At 64.3% G+C, this 13941-nt stretch carries 16 protein-coding genes; 10 read left to right on the forward strand and 6 right to left on the reverse strand.

What is annotated here, in order from left to right:
- Window positions 1-58: 58 nt before the first annotated feature.
- From KK488_RS10480 to KK488_RS10500, 5 genes are read left to right on the forward strand one after another with little or no spacing between them, the layout of a single operon-like run.
- Entirely contained in the window at window positions 59-1096 is a 1038-nt protein-coding gene (locus KK488_RS10480; protein WP_214623249.1) for an aldo/keto reductase, read from the forward strand.
- Entirely contained in the window at window positions 1093-2703 is a 1611-nt protein-coding gene (locus KK488_RS10485) for a flavin-containing monooxygenase (RefSeq protein ID WP_214623251.1), read from the forward strand. The genes KK488_RS10480 and KK488_RS10485 overlap by 4 nt, the downstream gene beginning before the upstream one ends.
- Window positions 2704-2740: 37 nt before the next feature.
- On the forward strand, window positions 2741-4138 hold the full coding sequence (locus tag KK488_RS10490) for a nuclear transport factor 2 family protein (RefSeq protein WP_214623253.1): 1398 nt from the start codon (window positions 2741-2743) through the stop codon (window positions 4136-4138).
- 36 nt (window positions 4139-4174) lie between these two features.
- Window positions 4175-4714: a nuclear transport factor 2 family protein gene (locus KK488_RS10495; protein WP_214623254.1), complete on the forward strand. Its 540-nt coding sequence runs from the start codon at window positions 4175-4177 to the stop codon at window positions 4712-4714.
- Window positions 4684-5541 (forward strand): alpha/beta fold hydrolase, encoded by an 858-nt coding sequence (locus KK488_RS10500; RefSeq protein ID WP_214623255.1) that lies wholly within the window; start codon window positions 4684-4686, stop codon window positions 5539-5541. The genes KK488_RS10495 and KK488_RS10500 overlap by 31 nt, the downstream gene beginning before the upstream one ends.
- A 374-nt stretch (window positions 5542-5915) precedes the next feature.
- On the opposite strand, the gene KK488_RS10505 is transcribed toward KK488_RS10500, so the two are convergent.
- The 6 genes from KK488_RS10505 to KK488_RS10530 are packed head-to-tail and all read right to left on the reverse strand — an operon-like array spanning window position 5916 to window position 9457.
- On the reverse strand, window positions 5916-6434 hold the full coding sequence (locus KK488_RS10505; protein ID WP_214623257.1) for a nuclear transport factor 2 family protein: 519 nt from the start codon (window positions 6432-6434) through the stop codon (window positions 5916-5918).
- Window positions 6431-7018, reverse strand: a complete 588-nt coding sequence (locus KK488_RS10510; protein ID WP_214623259.1) for a nuclear transport factor 2 family protein — start codon at window positions 7016-7018, stop codon at window positions 6431-6433. Before KK488_RS10510 ends, KK488_RS10505 begins: the two co-directional genes overlap by 4 nt.
- The gene (locus KK488_RS10515) at window positions 7015-7494 is read right to left on the reverse strand and encodes a nuclear transport factor 2 family protein (RefSeq protein ID WP_214623261.1); all 480 of its coding nucleotides are present in this window, start codon (window positions 7492-7494) and stop codon (window positions 7015-7017) included. The genes KK488_RS10510 and KK488_RS10515 overlap by 4 nt, the downstream gene beginning before the upstream one ends.
- Window positions 7491-8063: a carboxymuconolactone decarboxylase family protein gene (locus KK488_RS10520; RefSeq protein ID WP_214623263.1), complete on the reverse strand. Its 573-nt coding sequence runs from the start codon at window positions 8061-8063 to the stop codon at window positions 7491-7493. The genes KK488_RS10515 and KK488_RS10520 overlap by 4 nt, the downstream gene beginning before the upstream one ends.
- 11 nt (window positions 8064-8074) lie before the next feature.
- The gene (locus tag KK488_RS10525) at window positions 8075-8644 is read right to left on the reverse strand and encodes a carboxymuconolactone decarboxylase family protein (protein WP_214623265.1); all 570 of its coding nucleotides are present in this window, start codon (window positions 8642-8644) and stop codon (window positions 8075-8077) included.
- 42 nt (window positions 8645-8686) lie between these two features.
- Window positions 8687-9457, reverse strand: coding sequence for an SDR family NAD(P)-dependent oxidoreductase (locus tag KK488_RS10530; RefSeq protein WP_214623267.1), 771 nt, complete (start codon window positions 9455-9457; stop codon window positions 8687-8689).
- 550 nt (window positions 9458-10007) lie between these two features.
- On the opposite strand from KK488_RS10530, the gene KK488_RS10535 reads away from it, so the two are divergent.
- From KK488_RS10535 to KK488_RS10555, 5 genes are all read left to right on the forward strand, one after another.
- A complete protein-coding gene (locus tag KK488_RS10535; RefSeq protein WP_214623269.1) occupies window positions 10008-10457 on the forward strand; it encodes a MarR family winged helix-turn-helix transcriptional regulator in 450 nt (149 codons plus the stop codon).
- Between the two features lie 254 nt (window positions 10458-10711).
- Window positions 10712-11020 (forward strand): EthD family reductase, encoded by a 309-nt coding sequence (locus tag KK488_RS10540; protein WP_214623271.1) that lies wholly within the window; start codon window positions 10712-10714, stop codon window positions 11018-11020.
- 104 nt (window positions 11021-11124) lie between these two features.
- Window positions 11125-12471 (forward strand): aromatic ring-hydroxylating oxygenase subunit alpha, encoded by a 1347-nt coding sequence (locus tag KK488_RS10545; protein ID WP_214623273.1) that lies wholly within the window; start codon window positions 11125-11127, stop codon window positions 12469-12471.
- Window positions 12472-12476: 5 nt separating this feature from the next.
- Window positions 12477-12965: an aromatic-ring-hydroxylating dioxygenase subunit beta gene (locus tag KK488_RS10550; protein WP_250890282.1), complete on the forward strand. Its 489-nt coding sequence runs from the start codon at window positions 12477-12479 to the stop codon at window positions 12963-12965.
- An 11-nt stretch (window positions 12966-12976) separates the two neighbouring features.
- On the forward strand, window positions 12977-13915 hold the full coding sequence (locus KK488_RS10555) for a ketopantoate reductase family protein (RefSeq protein WP_214623277.1): 939 nt from the start codon (window positions 12977-12979) through the stop codon (window positions 13913-13915).
- Window positions 13916-13941: the final 26 nt, after the last annotated feature.

Genomic DNA, 13941 nt, shown 5'->3' on the forward strand with positions numbered 1-13941 from the left:
ACCCTGCTGACCGGCCGGGCGCATCGCGATCGGTCGATCGGATCGCAAGGAGAAGGATATGCAGTTGCGGACGCTGGGCGGCACGGGGATGCAGGTGAGCCCGTTGTGCCTCGGCGCGATGATGTTCGGCGCGATCGGCAATCGCGATCATGACGAATGCGTGCGGATCATCCACCGGTCGATCGACGCGGGCATCAATTTCATCGACACGGCCGATGGCTATTCGCGCGGCGAGTCCGAGGAGATCATCGGCAAGGCCATCAAGGGCCGCCGCGAGCGCCTCGTCATCGCCACCAAATTCTATGCGACGATGAGCGACGATCCCAACATGCGCGGCGCGTCCCGCCGCTGGGTCACGCGCGCCGTCGAGGACAGCCTGCGCCGGCTCGGCATCGACCATATCGATCTCTACCAGCTCCACCGCTGGGACGACGTCACCGATCTCGAGGAAACCTTGTTCACGCTCACCGATCTCGTCCGCCAGGGCAAGATCCGCGCGTTCGGCTGCTCCAGCTTCCCCGCCGATCGCATCGTCGAGAGCCACTGGATCGCCGAGAAGCGCGGTACCCAGCGCTTCCGCTGCAACCAGCCCGCCTATTCCATCTTCAATCGCGAGATCGAGCGCTTCATCCTGCCGGCCAGCCAGCGCCACGGCATGGGAACGATCACCTTCAGCCCGCTCGACGGCGGCTATCTCTCCGGCCGCTACCGCAAGCCGGAGGACATGAACGGCGAGAATCGCTTCGCTTATTTCGGCCGCATCACCGGGCGGGGCTTCGATCCTTATGCGGAGGCCGTCCGCCGCAAGCTCGATCTCGTCGCAGAGCTGTCGGCGCTGGCGGACGAGGCCGGCATCTCGCTGGCGCACATGGCGATCGCCTTCGTCATCCAGCATCCGGGCGTCACCTCCGCGATCCTCGGGCCGCGCACCTTGGATCAGCTCGAAGGGCTGCTCGGCGCCACCGATGTCAGGCTTTCGGCCGAGACGCTCGACCGCATCGACGCGCTGGTGCCGCCCGGCACCTCGCTCAACCCGATCAACGACATGCCGTCCGGAACGACCAAGCAGGCGCTCCGGCGTGGGGACGCACTATGACAGACACTGCCCAGGAATTTGACGCCGTCGTGATCGGGGCCGGTTTCGCCGGCATCTACATGCTGCACAAGCTGCGCCAGCAGGGGCTTCGCGTCCGCCTGTTCGAGGCCGGCGATGGCCCGGGCGGCGCCTGGTACTGGAACCGCTATCCCGGCGCGCGCTGCGACTCCGAGAGCTATTTCTACTGCTACTTCTTCTCGGACGAGATCCTGCAGGAGTGGAGCTGGAGCGAGCGCTTCCCCGCCCAGCCGGAGATCGAGCGCTATCTGAACTACGTCTCGGACAAGCTCGATCTGCGCAAGGACATGACGTTCGGCGCGCGCGTGACCACGGCCGCCTATGACGAGCAGGCGAACCGCTGGACGGTCGAGACCAGCGCGGGCGACAAGGTCACCGCGCGCTATGTCGTGACCGCGATCGGCGGCCTCACCTCGACCGCCGCCAACCTGCCGGACATTCCCGGCGTCAAGGATTTCCAGGGCGAATGGTATCATACCGGCCACTGGCCCAGGGAGGGCGTCGATTTCCGCGGCAAGCGCGTCGGCGTGCTCGGCACCGGCTCGACCGGCATCCAGGCCGTGCCCGTGATCGCCGAGACGGCGGGGCATCTGACCGTCTTCCAGCGCACGCCCGCCTATATCATGCCGGCCAAGAACCATCCGCTGACCGAGGAGTATAATGCGCAGATCAAGGCCAATTATCCCGAGATCCGCGCCAAGGTGAAGACGCACTGGGGCGGCCAGCCCTATGATGCGCCGGCCTACAGCTTCGAGGAAGTGACGCCCGAGCAGGCGCTCGCGCTGCAGGAGGAATATTGGAACAATGGCGGCCTGCGGGTCATCCAGCTGTTCAAGGAAGGCACGCGTCTGCCCGCCGCCCGCGAGTTCATGGAGAATTTCTTCCGCGAGAAGGTGCGCAGCATCGTCAAGGATCCGGCCAAGGCCGAGATACTGGAGCCCAAGGGCTATCCGATGGGCGCCAAGCGCATCGCGCTCGACACCAATTATTACGAGACCTTCAACCTGCCGCATGTCGATGTGGTCGACGTGCGCAAGACCCCGATCACCAGGATCACCGAGAAGGGTATCCTCGTCGGCGACACCGAATATCCGCTCGACGTGATCGTCTTCGCGACCGGCTATGACGCGGTCACCGGGCCGTTCCGGGCAATGGACATTCGCGGCAGGGGCGGCATGCAGCTGCGCGAGCGGCTCGACGATGGTCCGCGTTCCTATCTGGGCATGAGCTTCTACGGCTTCCCCAATCTGCTGGCGGTCAGCGGCCCGGCCAATCCGGCCCTCTCGACCAACGTGCCGGCCTCGATCGAGCATGACGTCGAGTGGATCTCCGACATTGTCGACTATGCCGAGAAGAACGGCTTCAAGACGATCGAGCCGACCGAGCAGGCCGAGGATGACTGGACCGAGGAGACGCAGGCCAAGGCGCGCGGCTCGGTCTTCGATCAGGCCGACAGCTGGCAGTATGGATCGAACGTGCCGGGCAAGCCGCGGCGCTTCCTGATCTGGCTGGGTGGCCTGCACACCTTCCGCGATCGCTGCGCGGAGGTGACGCGCGAAGGCTACAAGGGATTTACCTTCACCAAGTGACGAATGGCCCGGAAACGCGGGCAATCTGGAGGATGGGATGACTGACGCAGCACGACTTCAGGAGCTGGAGGACAAGGAAGCGATCCGCCAGATCTTCACCGATTATGCCCGCTATCTCGATAATTACGATTATGCCGGCTATGCCAGCCTGTTCGCGCGCGAAGGCGTGTTCGGCACGTCGGTGGGCGTCGAGGCGATCACGAAGCAGATGGCCGACTATGTCGAGCGCGTGACCGGCGCCAAGGCGGAAGGGCGTTTCCGCGACGCCGTCCACCTGATGAGCAACCCGCATATCGAGATCGATGGCGACACCGCCAGGATCGACATCACCTGGTGCTACATGACCCGTGATGCGGACGAGGTGCCGACCGTCTTCCAGATGGGCCATTATCTCGACGATCTCGTCCGCGAGGACGGCAAGTGGAAGATCGCGAAGCACACGGTCAACCGCAGCATGGGCCGTGCCCAGCTCGAGCCGCCGCATCCCTCGCGCTTCGATGCGCTGCAGGCGCAGGTCCAGGAGCTGAAGGACAAGGAGGAGATCCGCCAGATCTTCACCGATTATGCCCGCTTCCTCGATACCGGCAATATGGAGGGCTATGCCAGCCTCTTCGCCAGCAATGGCTGGATGAAAGCGTCACTCGGCGAGGCGACCGGCCCGGTCGCGATCCTCGAGCTGCTCAACAAATATCGCGACGTCTCGAAGGGGCGGAAATTCCCGCGCTCCGTGCATATCGTCAACAATCACGACATCAATCTCGACGGCGACAAGGCCGACGTGAAGGTCACCTGGTTCTATCTCACGCTCGATCCGGACGGCGTGCCGATGATCCTGCAGGGCGGGCATTATATCGACAAGATCGTCCGCGAGGACGGCAAGTGGAAGCTGGTCAGCCATGACATCGACCGCTTCTTCGGCCGTGCCGCCTTCGAGCCGGCGCCGGTCACACGGCTCGACCGCATCGAGCAGCGCCTCAAGGATGTCGAGGACAAGGAAGCGATCGTCCGCCTCTGCATGCGCATGCAGGACGCGCTCGATGGCCGCGATCTCGTCGATTATGGCAATTGCTTCACCAAGGACGGCGTGTGGAGCGGCGTCACCGGCCGCTATGTCGGCCCCAAGGCGATCACCGAGTTCTTCGAGAAGGTCTGCAAGCCCTGGGAGACGCCGGGCCACACCACCTATCACACCACCTCCGATTTCGTGATCGACCTCGACGGCGACACCGCCAGGGCGCGCAGCCAGTGGCGACACATCATGCGCGGCGAGAAGGACGCGCCAGTCATCGTCCATCACGGCCATTATGACGACGAGTTCCGCCGCACGCCCGAGGGCTGGCTGTTCACCAAGCGCGCGGCTTTCGGCGACATTCCTTATTACGAGCCCAAGTTCCAGCTCATCGGCGCGGCGAAGCCGGAAGAGATCGAAGCCTGAGCGGGCACCGGATAACCGACAAGAGGAGAGGATCGAATGACTGACGCAGCAAGCCAGGATCTGCACGCGCTCGTCGCGGACATGCAGGCCCGCCTCAGGCTGGCCGAGGACCGCGAAGACATCTGGCGCCTGCTCATGAAGATGCAGGATGCGATCGATGGCCGCGACATCAAGGCCTATGCCGACAACTTCACCGAGGATGGCGTCTGGGCCGGCGTCGTCGGCCGCGGCGTCGGCCCCGCCGGCGTGCTGGAGACGCTCGGCAAATATATGCATTCCGTGGTCGACCAATCGAAGCGGACCTTCCATGCCACGATGGACGTCGTGATCGATATCGACGGCGACACCGCGACCTCGACCAGCAAGTTCCAGCACATCCGGCACGCCGAGGACAACACGACCGACGTCTGGCATCTCGGCGCCTATGACGACCGGCTGGTGCGTACCTCGCAGGGCTGGAAGTTCACCCAGCGCCACGCCTATGTGATCGTTCCCTATATGGAGCCCAAGTTCCAGATGGTCGGCGCCGAGGATCGCCCGAAGGAATGGACGCAGCGGCGCGGTTGCAAGGAGTGAGGCTGGTCCGGCTGCTGGCGGCCTTGTTGCTGACCTGCTGGGTCGCAGCGCCGGCGGCCGCGTCCACGGCCATGCTCAAGGGGCTGAAGATCCACTACACGGTGCAGGGCAAGCCGGGCGGCAAGACGCTTATCTTCGTCCACGGCTGGACCTGCGACGACCGTTCGTGGTCTCGGCAGGTGCCGGCCTTTGTCGCGGACTATCGCGTCGTCACGCTCGATCTGCCGGGCCACGGCCAGAGCGACTCCCCGCCGCCAGCCGGTTACTCGATCGGGCTGTTCGCCGATGCCGTCGAGGCGGTGCGCAAGGCGGTCGGCGCGAACAAGGTGGTGCTGGTCGGCCATTCGATGGGGGCCGGGGTCAGCCGGCTCTATACGCTGGCGCATCCCGAGCATGTCGCCGGCATCGTCTCGGCCGATGGCCTGCTGGACATCCGCCCCTTCGCTGCGGCCGCCCTGCGTGCGCAACCCATGACGCATGAGCGGCGTGTGGCGGCGATCGAGGCGATGTTCGTCCCCTCGACACCCGAGCCGCTCCGTCAGGAAATCCGGCAAATGATGCTCGGCGCGTCGGAAGCGACATCGGTCGGCGCCAATGCCGCGATGATGGACCCGGCGATCCAGTCCAATGCCGTCATCACCGCGCCCGCGCTGACGGTGTTCGCCAGCTCGCGCACCATGGGCCTCGCCACGCCGACCAAGGAGCTGCTGCCCAACTGGGAGTCGGTGACGATCCCGGACACGGGCCATTTCGTGATGATGGAGAAGCCGGACCAATTCAACGCGCTGCTCCACGCCTTTCTGGCGACGCGGGCACGCTGGCAATGAATGCCCTCTCCCAAGTGGGAGAAGGCTACGGACCGCTAAGTCGAACCGAACCGTGCTCCTGCGAAGGCAGGAGCCCAGGGCGGTTAGGCCCGTCGGTTGCGCCTTGGGCTCCTGCCTTCGCAGGAGCACTGATCTGGTTTGGTTGGCCCATGGGAGGGCCGTTCGCCATATCAGAAAATACTGTCCTACACGCCAGCCGGCATGGCAGGATCAGGCCGTTCTTTCTCAGCCCTGAATAATCGCTCTTCTCGATCAGCTTTCGTCCGGCACCCCTGATGCCCCCGAGGAAAATCATTTTCCCCGTGACCTTCGTGAACTTCGGCGGAAAACTGCGCGGCATGATCGATCCACTCGATCAGGGAACGGAAGGGGGCTTACCCCTTCGCGCCCTTGATATGCTGCTCCTGGATGCGCTGGCGGGCGCGGATGACCGGCAGATATTCCTCCCCGGTCGGGATGGTCGGGATGTCGACCCGGCGCAGGATCTTCCAAACGCCATCCTCGCGGATGAACTCGTCTTCGTAGCGGCCGAACAGCACCGGCACCGGATTGCCGCCCGGCCCGCGCCGGAACAGCAGATGGCCCGAGCGCATCTTTGCGCGGTCGCCGTTCAGCTCGATGCGGGGATGGAAGGTCACCTCGAACGTCTCGAGATTGACGAAATCGTCCGGCTTGGTCGGGAACAGCCCGGCGACGAGCGCGCGGATCTCCTCCTTGCCTTTGCGGACCATGCCGCCATTCACCCATTCGGCCTCTTCCGCGAACAGCGCGATATAGGCGTCGGCATCCTGCGCATCGAGCGCGGAGGCATAATCGATGATGATCTGGCGGATGTCCTCCTTGTCCTCCAGCAGCTGCAAGCGCTGCTCGACCGAGAGCGCGGCGCGGCTCATTGCGCGCCTCCCGCCGGCGGCTGGGCCGGCTGCTGCTGGCGCGCGCGCATGATCCTGCCCCATTCCTCGGGTGTCGGAATGGTCGGGATGTCGACCCGCTTGAGGATCTTCCACACGCCATTCTCGCGGATGAACTCATCCTCGTAGCGGCCGAACAGCACGGCCTGCGGCAGGCCGCTGCCGTCCATGTGGCGCCGGAACAGCACATGCTCGGATCGGGAGGTCGCGCGGTCGCCATCCACCTTGATGTCGGGATGGAAAGTCAGCTCGAAGCTGTCCTTGTTGACGTATCCGGCGGGCGTGTTGTGGAACATGCCGTCGATCAGGGCATGGATCTCGGCCGGTCCCTTGCGCACGATGCTGCCGTTGATCCACTGGCCGTTCTTGGCGAACAGGGCGACATAGGCATCGGCATTCTTGCCGTCGAGCGCGGCGGCATAGGCGATGAAGATGTGCCGGATGGCGTCCTCATCCTCCAGCCGCTGGACGCGCTGCTCCAGGGTCGGCTTGGCCGGCGCCTTGGCGGTGGCCGCCACCGGCATGGTCGCCGCCAGCGCGGCGGCGAGAAGGGCCGCGCGCCTCATGTCCGCACCTTCGACAGGAAGATCTCTTCCCATTCGGCATGGGTGGGGATCAGCTCCTCCGCCTCGCGCCGCGCGATCTTCCACGCGCCGTCGATGCGCACATACTCGTCGGTATATTGGCCCGCGAGCGCCGAGGTCGGCCGGTCGTCGCGGCGCAGCACGAAGAGGTAGCGCGAGACGGCGCTGGCCCGGTCGCCGTCCAGCTCGATCCGCCAGTTGGTGTTGGCGTGATAGTAGTTCACCCGCTTGGGCGCCTCGGCCGGGCCGCCATTGGGGCCACCCAGCATCGCCATGATCGCCTCGCGGCCCTGATAGGTGCCCTCGACATTGGTCCAGACCCCGTCCGGCGCGAACAGGCTGACGAAGCCCTCCCAGTTCCGGCTGTCGAGATAGACCGAATAGTCGAAGATGATGCGCTGGATGGCCAGCTCATCCTCGACCCGCTGGAGGCGCTCCTCGATCGACCGGCTGCTCATTTGAAGCGGTCCAGATCGGGATCATAGGGCACGTCCGGATCGAGCGGCACGCCCGCCGTGTTGAGGAACGAGCCCATCATCACGAAATGGCCGACCACGAAGATCGCGTCGATCAGCTGCTCCTCGTCGAAATATTTGACCAGCTCCGCCCAGATATCGTCCGGGATGAAGAAGTCGGAGACGAGCGCATCGGCCGCCTTGACGAGGGCCAGATCGGCAGGGGCCCAGTTGTGCGAGCCGAGCGGGCGCTTGAGCGCGACCACTTCCTCGTCGGTCAGCTTGGCGTTGCGCGCATAGGAGAGGTGGCGTGACCAGACATAGTCGGATTGGATCCGCCAGGCGGTGCGCAGCGCCATGATCTCGCGCTCGCGCTCGGGCAGCTTGTTCTTGTCGATCATGACGTAGGTCGCCCAGACGCGGAACGCGGTGAGCATGCGGGGATGGCGCGCCATGGTGCGCGCCACGTTGAAGTCGGCGCCCATCTTGCGGAACGGGCCGATAATCTCTTCCTGCGCGTCGGTGAGTTCGCCGTCCTTGAGCGGGGGCAGGCGCGGTTTGTCCATTGGCATGAGGCGGCTCCTTATAGTTTCTCGAGATCGGGGTCGGCGACGACATCGTCGTCGATCGGCAGGCCGGCGCTGTTGAGGAACATGCCCAGCATCATGAAATGCCCGCACACGAAGATCGCGTCGATGATCTGCTCTTCGTCGAAATGGGCATTGAGCTCGGCCCAGACCTTGTCCGAGATGAAGAAATTGGCGACCTGATCCTCGGCCAGATGGATGAGGGCGATGTCGGCGTCGCTCCAGGGATGCGCCGAGATCGGCTTCTTGAGCGCTTCCATCTCTTCCGCGGTCAGGCCGGCATTGGTGCCATAGGGGATGTGGCGCGACCAGACATAGCCGGCCTTGATGAGCCAGGCCGTGCGCATCGCCACGACCTCGCGCTCGCGGTCGGCGAGCTTGTTGCCGCCGCCCATGCTGTAGGCGGACCAGGTGCGGAACGCCTTGGAGGCGCGCAGATGGCGCAACAGCGAGCGCAGCACATGGCTGTCGATGCCGCGATCTCGCAGCGGCGCGAAATATTCTTCCTGTTCCGGCGTGAGCTGCTCGTTGGTCAGCCCCGGCAATCGGGGTGTCTTGGTACGCATGGCATCCTCCCTTGTCTTGTTGATCGGCCGGGCCGCAGCGCCTTATTGCGCCAGGAACCCCCCATCCATCACCAGCGCCTCACCGAGCGCCAGGTTCGATCGCGGGCTGGCCAGCCAGAGCACCGCGTCGGCAATCTCGTGCGGCTGGCCCCAGCGGCCGATCGGCAGGCCCTGGCGGATCAGCGCATCCGGGAAGGGGTCCTCGAACGTGCCGAGGCCGGTCTTGCCGCCGATGCGCGTCTGGATGGCGCCGGGCGCGACGGCGTTGATGCGCACACCGGTCTGGGCAAGCTCCAGGGCCACTGTGCGCACGATGCCGATGATGCCATGTTTCGCCGCCACATAAGGCGTCGCGCCGGGCGCGCCGGAGAAGGCGACGTTGGAGGCGGTGCAGACGATGACGCCCCGGCCGCGCGGCTTCATGTGCCGCACCTGCGCGCGGACGCACAGGAAGATGCCCTTGAGGTTGATATCGACGACTCTGTCCCAGTCCTCGTCGGTCGTGTCCTCGATCGGCTTGAACTTGGAGCCGATGCCGGCATTGTTGAAGCCGATGTCGATCCCGCCGAACGCTTCGATCACGGAGGCGTGGGCCGTATCCACTGCCTGCGAATTGGCGACGTCGATTTCGCGCGTGATGACGTCCGCGCCCATGTCGCGCAGCTTGGCTTCCGCCTCGGCAAGATCGTCCGCGCTGACATCGAGAATGGCGATGCGGGCGCCCTCCCGCGCGAACCCTTCGGCACAGGCGAAGCCGATACCGCGCGCGCCGCCGGTGATGACGACGGATTTGCCCGCCAGTTCCAGGTCCATGCCTCGTCCTCTTCCTCCGGCTGGGCATCGGCATGCCATGCCGCTCCGCCTTAAAACATAACATGATAAGTATGTTTCGACGTTGCCGGAGTCAACGAACGAAATCGCGCTTGTTCAGGCGGGGCGCGGGGAGCAGGGGTTTTCGACTTCGTCGGGTTTGCCACTTATGAAGAATGACGAACCGGATCAGATTCCGGTTGTGCTCGGGGCCTGTCTCGATATAAAATTTCACACGTTAATAAAAATCGTTCAAAACCGCGTCGGAAACCGAAGGGGGAGGGTGTTCAGCAGCAAGTCCGTCGCCGTCTTCTGTCGTCAAGGCGCCCTTGTCTGATGGCGCGTTGTTCTCGCGTCGATGAGCTGTGATGGGTGCACGCAGCGGACGACCTGGTGTCGTGTGGGCGACCCTGCGGATGGCTGGCGAGTGGGAAGGCCGAGGGCGAGGCGCTGCCAGATGTCGATGGTTTATAAATGGCAAATTTTCACGTTCGAAATTTAACCCGACAGGGTTTCTGTTGCGCTAGGCGAAACAGTCAGGCAAGGGGGAAACATGAGCACGATCCGAAAAATTCCTCCGTTCGAACAGTCGCTCGCGGCCGTGACGCTCAGCACGAAGGAAGCCGTGATCGGGCCGATGCGGCCCAAGCTTCGGGAGTATAATATCACCGAGCCGCAGTGGCGCGTGATGCGAGTGATCAATGATCGCGGCGCCACCGATGCCACCGGCCTCGCCGAGGTCGGCCTTCTCCACGCGCCGAGCGTCACGCGAATCCTCAAGGATCTTGAGGATCGCAAGCTCGTGACTCGCGAGCTCGACGCCAATGACCGGCGTCGCACTCTGGTGGCCTTGACCCCGGAGGGGCGGGAGATCGTCAAGGTGATTTCCCGACAAGTGGTACAAATTATGCGGGAATATTCGGACCGTTTCGGTGCCCAGCGACTCGAAAAGCTGGTGACCGAAATGCGGGCGCTTTCTGCGGCTATCAAGGGCGTCGGATAAACCGCCGCGGTCATTTCAGCAGGTTTGAGAGGGAGGCGCGGGAGATTTGTTGTTGCGTCGCAATACTTATCATGTTAAATGCTTTCCGCTGACTGGGCAAATGCGCCCTTTCAGCCGGCTTGCCATCCCTGGGCGAGCCGGGACCGAGACTATGCCGGCAGGCACTGCGAGAGGAAAAGGCATGCGATTGGCCATGGCTTTGCGCTTCGCGGCACTGACGGCGCAAGCCGCCTATGAACGTGATGGAGTCAATCATGCATAAGATCGTCGTCCTTTATCCGCCACAGCCCGATCCCGACGCGTTCAAGGCCTATTATGAAGCGACGCATATTCCGCTGGTGCGCAAGCTGCCGGGCGTGTTGGGCTTCCGGTACAGTTTCAATGTCGAGGCGCTGGGCGGGGAGTCGCCTTATTTCTGCATCTTCGAGGCTGACTTTGCCGATGGCGCGGCGATGGGCGCGGCGCTTCAGTCGCCCGAGGGCGGCGCGGTCGCCGGCGACGTTCCCAATTTCGCGCCGGTCTCCCCGACCCTGATCCACTATCCGGTCACGGGCGGCATGTAACGAGGAGCGGCGGCGCTGGCGGATCGCCGGCGTGGCCCTCGAACGAGAAGATCATGCGGATGCGTCGGCGCGGCCGCCGGGCATCCGCCCAATATGAGGCTGGAATGACAAAACCCTTCGCTCTTCGTGATTTGGTCGATGATCGCCCGCAGGATGGCGTCTTCCGGGTCAATCGCGCGCTGTTCCGCGATCCCGATCTGTTCGCGCTCGAGATGAAGCATGTGTTCGAGGGCGGCTGGGTGTTCGTCGGCCTGGCGACGCAGGCCGAGAATCCGCACGATTATTTCACCGGCTTCATCGGCCGCGTCCCCATCATCGTCCAGCGTGACGGTGACGGTGTTCTTCGCTGCTTTGTTAACGCCTGCCCGCACAAAGGCGTCCGCCTCATCCAGAAACTGTGCGGCAATGCCCGCCGGCATGTCTGCCCCTATCACAGCTGGACGTTTGACAGCACGGGCGCGAACAAGAACATCAAGTGGCAGAAGGCCGGCTGCTATGGCGCCGGGTTCGATGAGGATAATCACGATCTCGCCAGCGTCGCGAAGTTCGGCGAGTATCGCGGCTTCCTGTTCGCTAGCCTCAATCCGAACGTGCCGAGCCTCGAGGATTATCTGGGCGAGGCGCGCAAGTTGATCGACCTCGTCGTCGACAAGAGCCCCGAGGGGCTGGAGCTGGTGCCGGGCCGCGTGACCTTCACCTATGCGGCCAACTGGAAGATGCAGCTCGAGAATTGCTCGGACCAGTACCACTTCACCTCGACGCATCCGAGCTACATCCGCATCCTCGATCAGCGCGCCCGCGAGCAGAGCGCCGAGGTGGTGCAGTCGTCGATCGGCGCGGCCGATTTCTGGCAAGAGGATGCCAGTGGCACGACCGGCGGCACGATGAGCTTCGATCACGGCCATGTGCTCAATTGGGGCATCATGCCGGTGTCGGCGGCGCTACCCGAATATGAGCATGCGGAGGAATGGGCGCAGTTGCACGGCGTCGCCAAGCGCAACTGGATGTTCAACATGCGCAACCTGACGATCTTCCCGAACCTGCAGATCGCCGACAATGCGTCGAGCCAGATGCGCGTTATCCGGCCGATCGCGGCCGGCCTAACCGAGATGCAGACCTGGTGCCTTGCGCCCCGCGGCGAGAGCGCGGAAGCGCGTCGCTTCCGCATCCGCCAGTATGAGGATTTCTTCAATCCGACCGGCATGGCGACGCCCGACGATACGGTCTGCTACGAGGAGGCGCAGCTCGGCATGGCCGAGCAGGACCGGCCCTGGCTGCAGGGGCATGCCCGCGGCCTCACCGCCTCGGTCGAGGGCGGCAACGATTATTCCGACATGATCGATATGAAGCCGGCGCGCAGCGTGCTGGCAGATGCGCAGCTCTGCGACGAGAGCTTGTTCGGGAACTATTATCGCGCCTGGGCCGACCGCATGGCGGAGGTGCTCTCGTGACGGTCATGACACAGGGCGACGCGGCCGCCTATCTCTATGCCGAAGGACTGATGCTGGATCGGCTCGATTTCGATCCCTGGCTTGCGCTCTACACGTCCGACTGTCTGTTCTGGATGCCGGCCTGGCGCGACGATGGCACGCAGACCGATGATCCGGACCGCGAGCTGTCGCTGATCTATTATCGTGGGCGCCGCAATCTTGAGGATCGCGTTCAGCGCATCCGCTCGGGATTCTCGGTCGCGTCCGCCGTCATGCCGCGCGTTGCGCACATGATCGGCGGCGTGCAGCTGACGGAAGCGGAGGAGGGGCGGGTGAAGCTCGATTCCTCTTTCATCACCAATGTCCATGACGTGCGCAGCCGCGCCACCCATGCCTATTTCGGGCGGTACGAGCATGAGCTTGTGCTGGAGGACGGCGCCTGGAAGATCTCGCAGAAGATCATCCGGCTGATGAACGATGTCGTGCCCACCATGCTCGATGTTTACGGCGTTTAGGAGCGATCGGCATGACAACCCTGTCATCGACGCCCAGCGTCGCGATCATCGGTGCGGGCGCCATGGGCTGCCTGTTCGCCGCCCGCATGGCGGAACAGGGCGCGCGCGTGACCCTGGTCGATGTCGACAAGGCACGGCTCGACGCCATCGCGCAAAACGGCATCACGCTCAAGGACGATAACGGCACCCGCACGCTCCCCGTCGGCGCGTCGCTGGCGGCGGATCTTGCGGGGCCGGTCGAGCTGGTCGTGCTGTTCACCAAGGGCATGCACAGCGAGGCGGCGGTCAAGTCTGTCGCGCATCTCGCGGCAAGCAAGCCGATCGCGCTGACCCTGCAGAACGGCATCGGCAATGCCGAGCTGCTCGCGGCCGGTTTCGGCGCCGATCAGGTGCTGCTCGGCACGGCGCATGTGCCGGCCGATCTCAACGGCCCATCTTCGGTCGCGACGCATGGCTTCGGCCATCTCGACGTCGGCGGTTTCACACTGGCGGCGCAGTCCTTCGCGGCACCGGTCGCCGCGCTACTCCAGGCGTCGGGCTTCGACACCCATGTCGCACAGGACATCAACGCGGCGGTCTGGGAGAAAGTGGCCTTCAACGGCGCGCTCAACGCTACCGGCATGATCTGCCAGGTGCCCAATGCCGGCATCGACAACGAGCCGGGGCGCCGCATCGCGGTGCGGATCGTGGACGAGACGGTGGCGGTCGCGGCGGCCAACGGCATCGTTATTGATCGCGATCGGATCGTGGCGACGGTGGATCAGGCGCTGCGCGAGCATGCCCACCACAAGGCCTCGATGCTGCAGGATCGCGAGCATGGCCGGCGGACGGAAATCGAGACAATCAACGGCGCGATCGCGCGGGAAGGCGCTCGCCTCGGCGTGCCGACGCCGGTCTGCGACACGCTGAGCGATCTGGTGCGGGTCATCGAGCTGGCCAGCAGCCGCTGAGCGCTCCGGCCGGCCGTCAAGAATTG

It is taken from the genome of Sphingobium nicotianae (genome assembly GCF_018603885.1).
Classification (GTDB): domain Bacteria; phylum Pseudomonadota; class Alphaproteobacteria; order Sphingomonadales; family Sphingomonadaceae; genus Sphingobium; species Sphingobium nicotianae.

Excerpts from the sequence above, each read along its gene's own strand:
- KK488_RS10490 (WP_214623253.1), top strand. The coding sequence starts at position 2,741 with ATGACTGACGCAGCACGACTTCAGGAGCTGGAGGACAAGGAAGCGATC.
- KK488_RS10500 (WP_214623255.1), top strand. The coding sequence starts at position 4,684 with ATGGACGCAGCGGCGCGGTTGCAAGGAGTGAGGCTGGTCCGGCTGCTG.
- KK488_RS10495 (WP_214623254.1), top strand. The coding sequence starts at position 4,175 with ATGACTGACGCAGCAAGCCAGGATCTGCACGCGCTCGTCGCGGACATG.
- KK488_RS10480 (WP_214623249.1), top strand. The coding sequence starts at position 59 with ATGCAGTTGCGGACGCTGGGCGGCACGGGGATGCAGGTGAGCCCGTTG.
- KK488_RS10550 (WP_250890282.1), top strand. The coding sequence starts at position 12,477 with ATGACACAGGGCGACGCGGCCGCCTATCTCTATGCCGAAGGACTGATG.
- KK488_RS10510 (WP_214623259.1), bottom strand. The coding sequence starts at position 7,018 with ATGAGGCGCGCGGCCCTTCTCGCCGCCGCGCTGGCGGCGACCATGCCG.
- KK488_RS10505 (WP_214623257.1), bottom strand. The coding sequence starts at position 6,434 with ATGAGCCGCGCCGCGCTCTCGGTCGAGCAGCGCTTGCAGCTGCTGGAG.
- KK488_RS10535 (WP_214623269.1), top strand. The coding sequence starts at position 10,008 with ATGAGCACGATCCGAAAAATTCCTCCGTTCGAACAGTCGCTCGCGGCC.
- KK488_RS10515 (WP_214623261.1), bottom strand. The coding sequence starts at position 7,494 with ATGAGCAGCCGGTCGATCGAGGAGCGCCTCCAGCGGGTCGAGGATGAG.
- KK488_RS10540 (WP_214623271.1), top strand. The coding sequence starts at position 10,712 with ATGCATAAGATCGTCGTCCTTTATCCGCCACAGCCCGATCCCGACGCG.
- KK488_RS10525 (WP_214623265.1), bottom strand. The coding sequence starts at position 8,644 with ATGCGTACCAAGACACCCCGATTGCCGGGGCTGACCAACGAGCAGCTC.
- KK488_RS10520 (WP_214623263.1), bottom strand. The coding sequence starts at position 8,063 with ATGCCAATGGACAAACCGCGCCTGCCCCCGCTCAAGGACGGCGAACTC.
- KK488_RS10530 (WP_214623267.1), bottom strand. The coding sequence starts at position 9,457 with ATGGACCTGGAACTGGCGGGCAAATCCGTCGTCATCACCGGCGGCGCG.
- KK488_RS10545 (WP_214623273.1), top strand. The coding sequence starts at position 11,125 with ATGACAAAACCCTTCGCTCTTCGTGATTTGGTCGATGATCGCCCGCAG.
- KK488_RS10485 (WP_214623251.1), top strand. The coding sequence starts at position 1,093 with ATGACAGACACTGCCCAGGAATTTGACGCCGTCGTGATCGGGGCCGGT.
- KK488_RS10555 (WP_214623277.1), top strand. The coding sequence starts at position 12,977 with ATGACAACCCTGTCATCGACGCCCAGCGTCGCGATCATCGGTGCGGGC.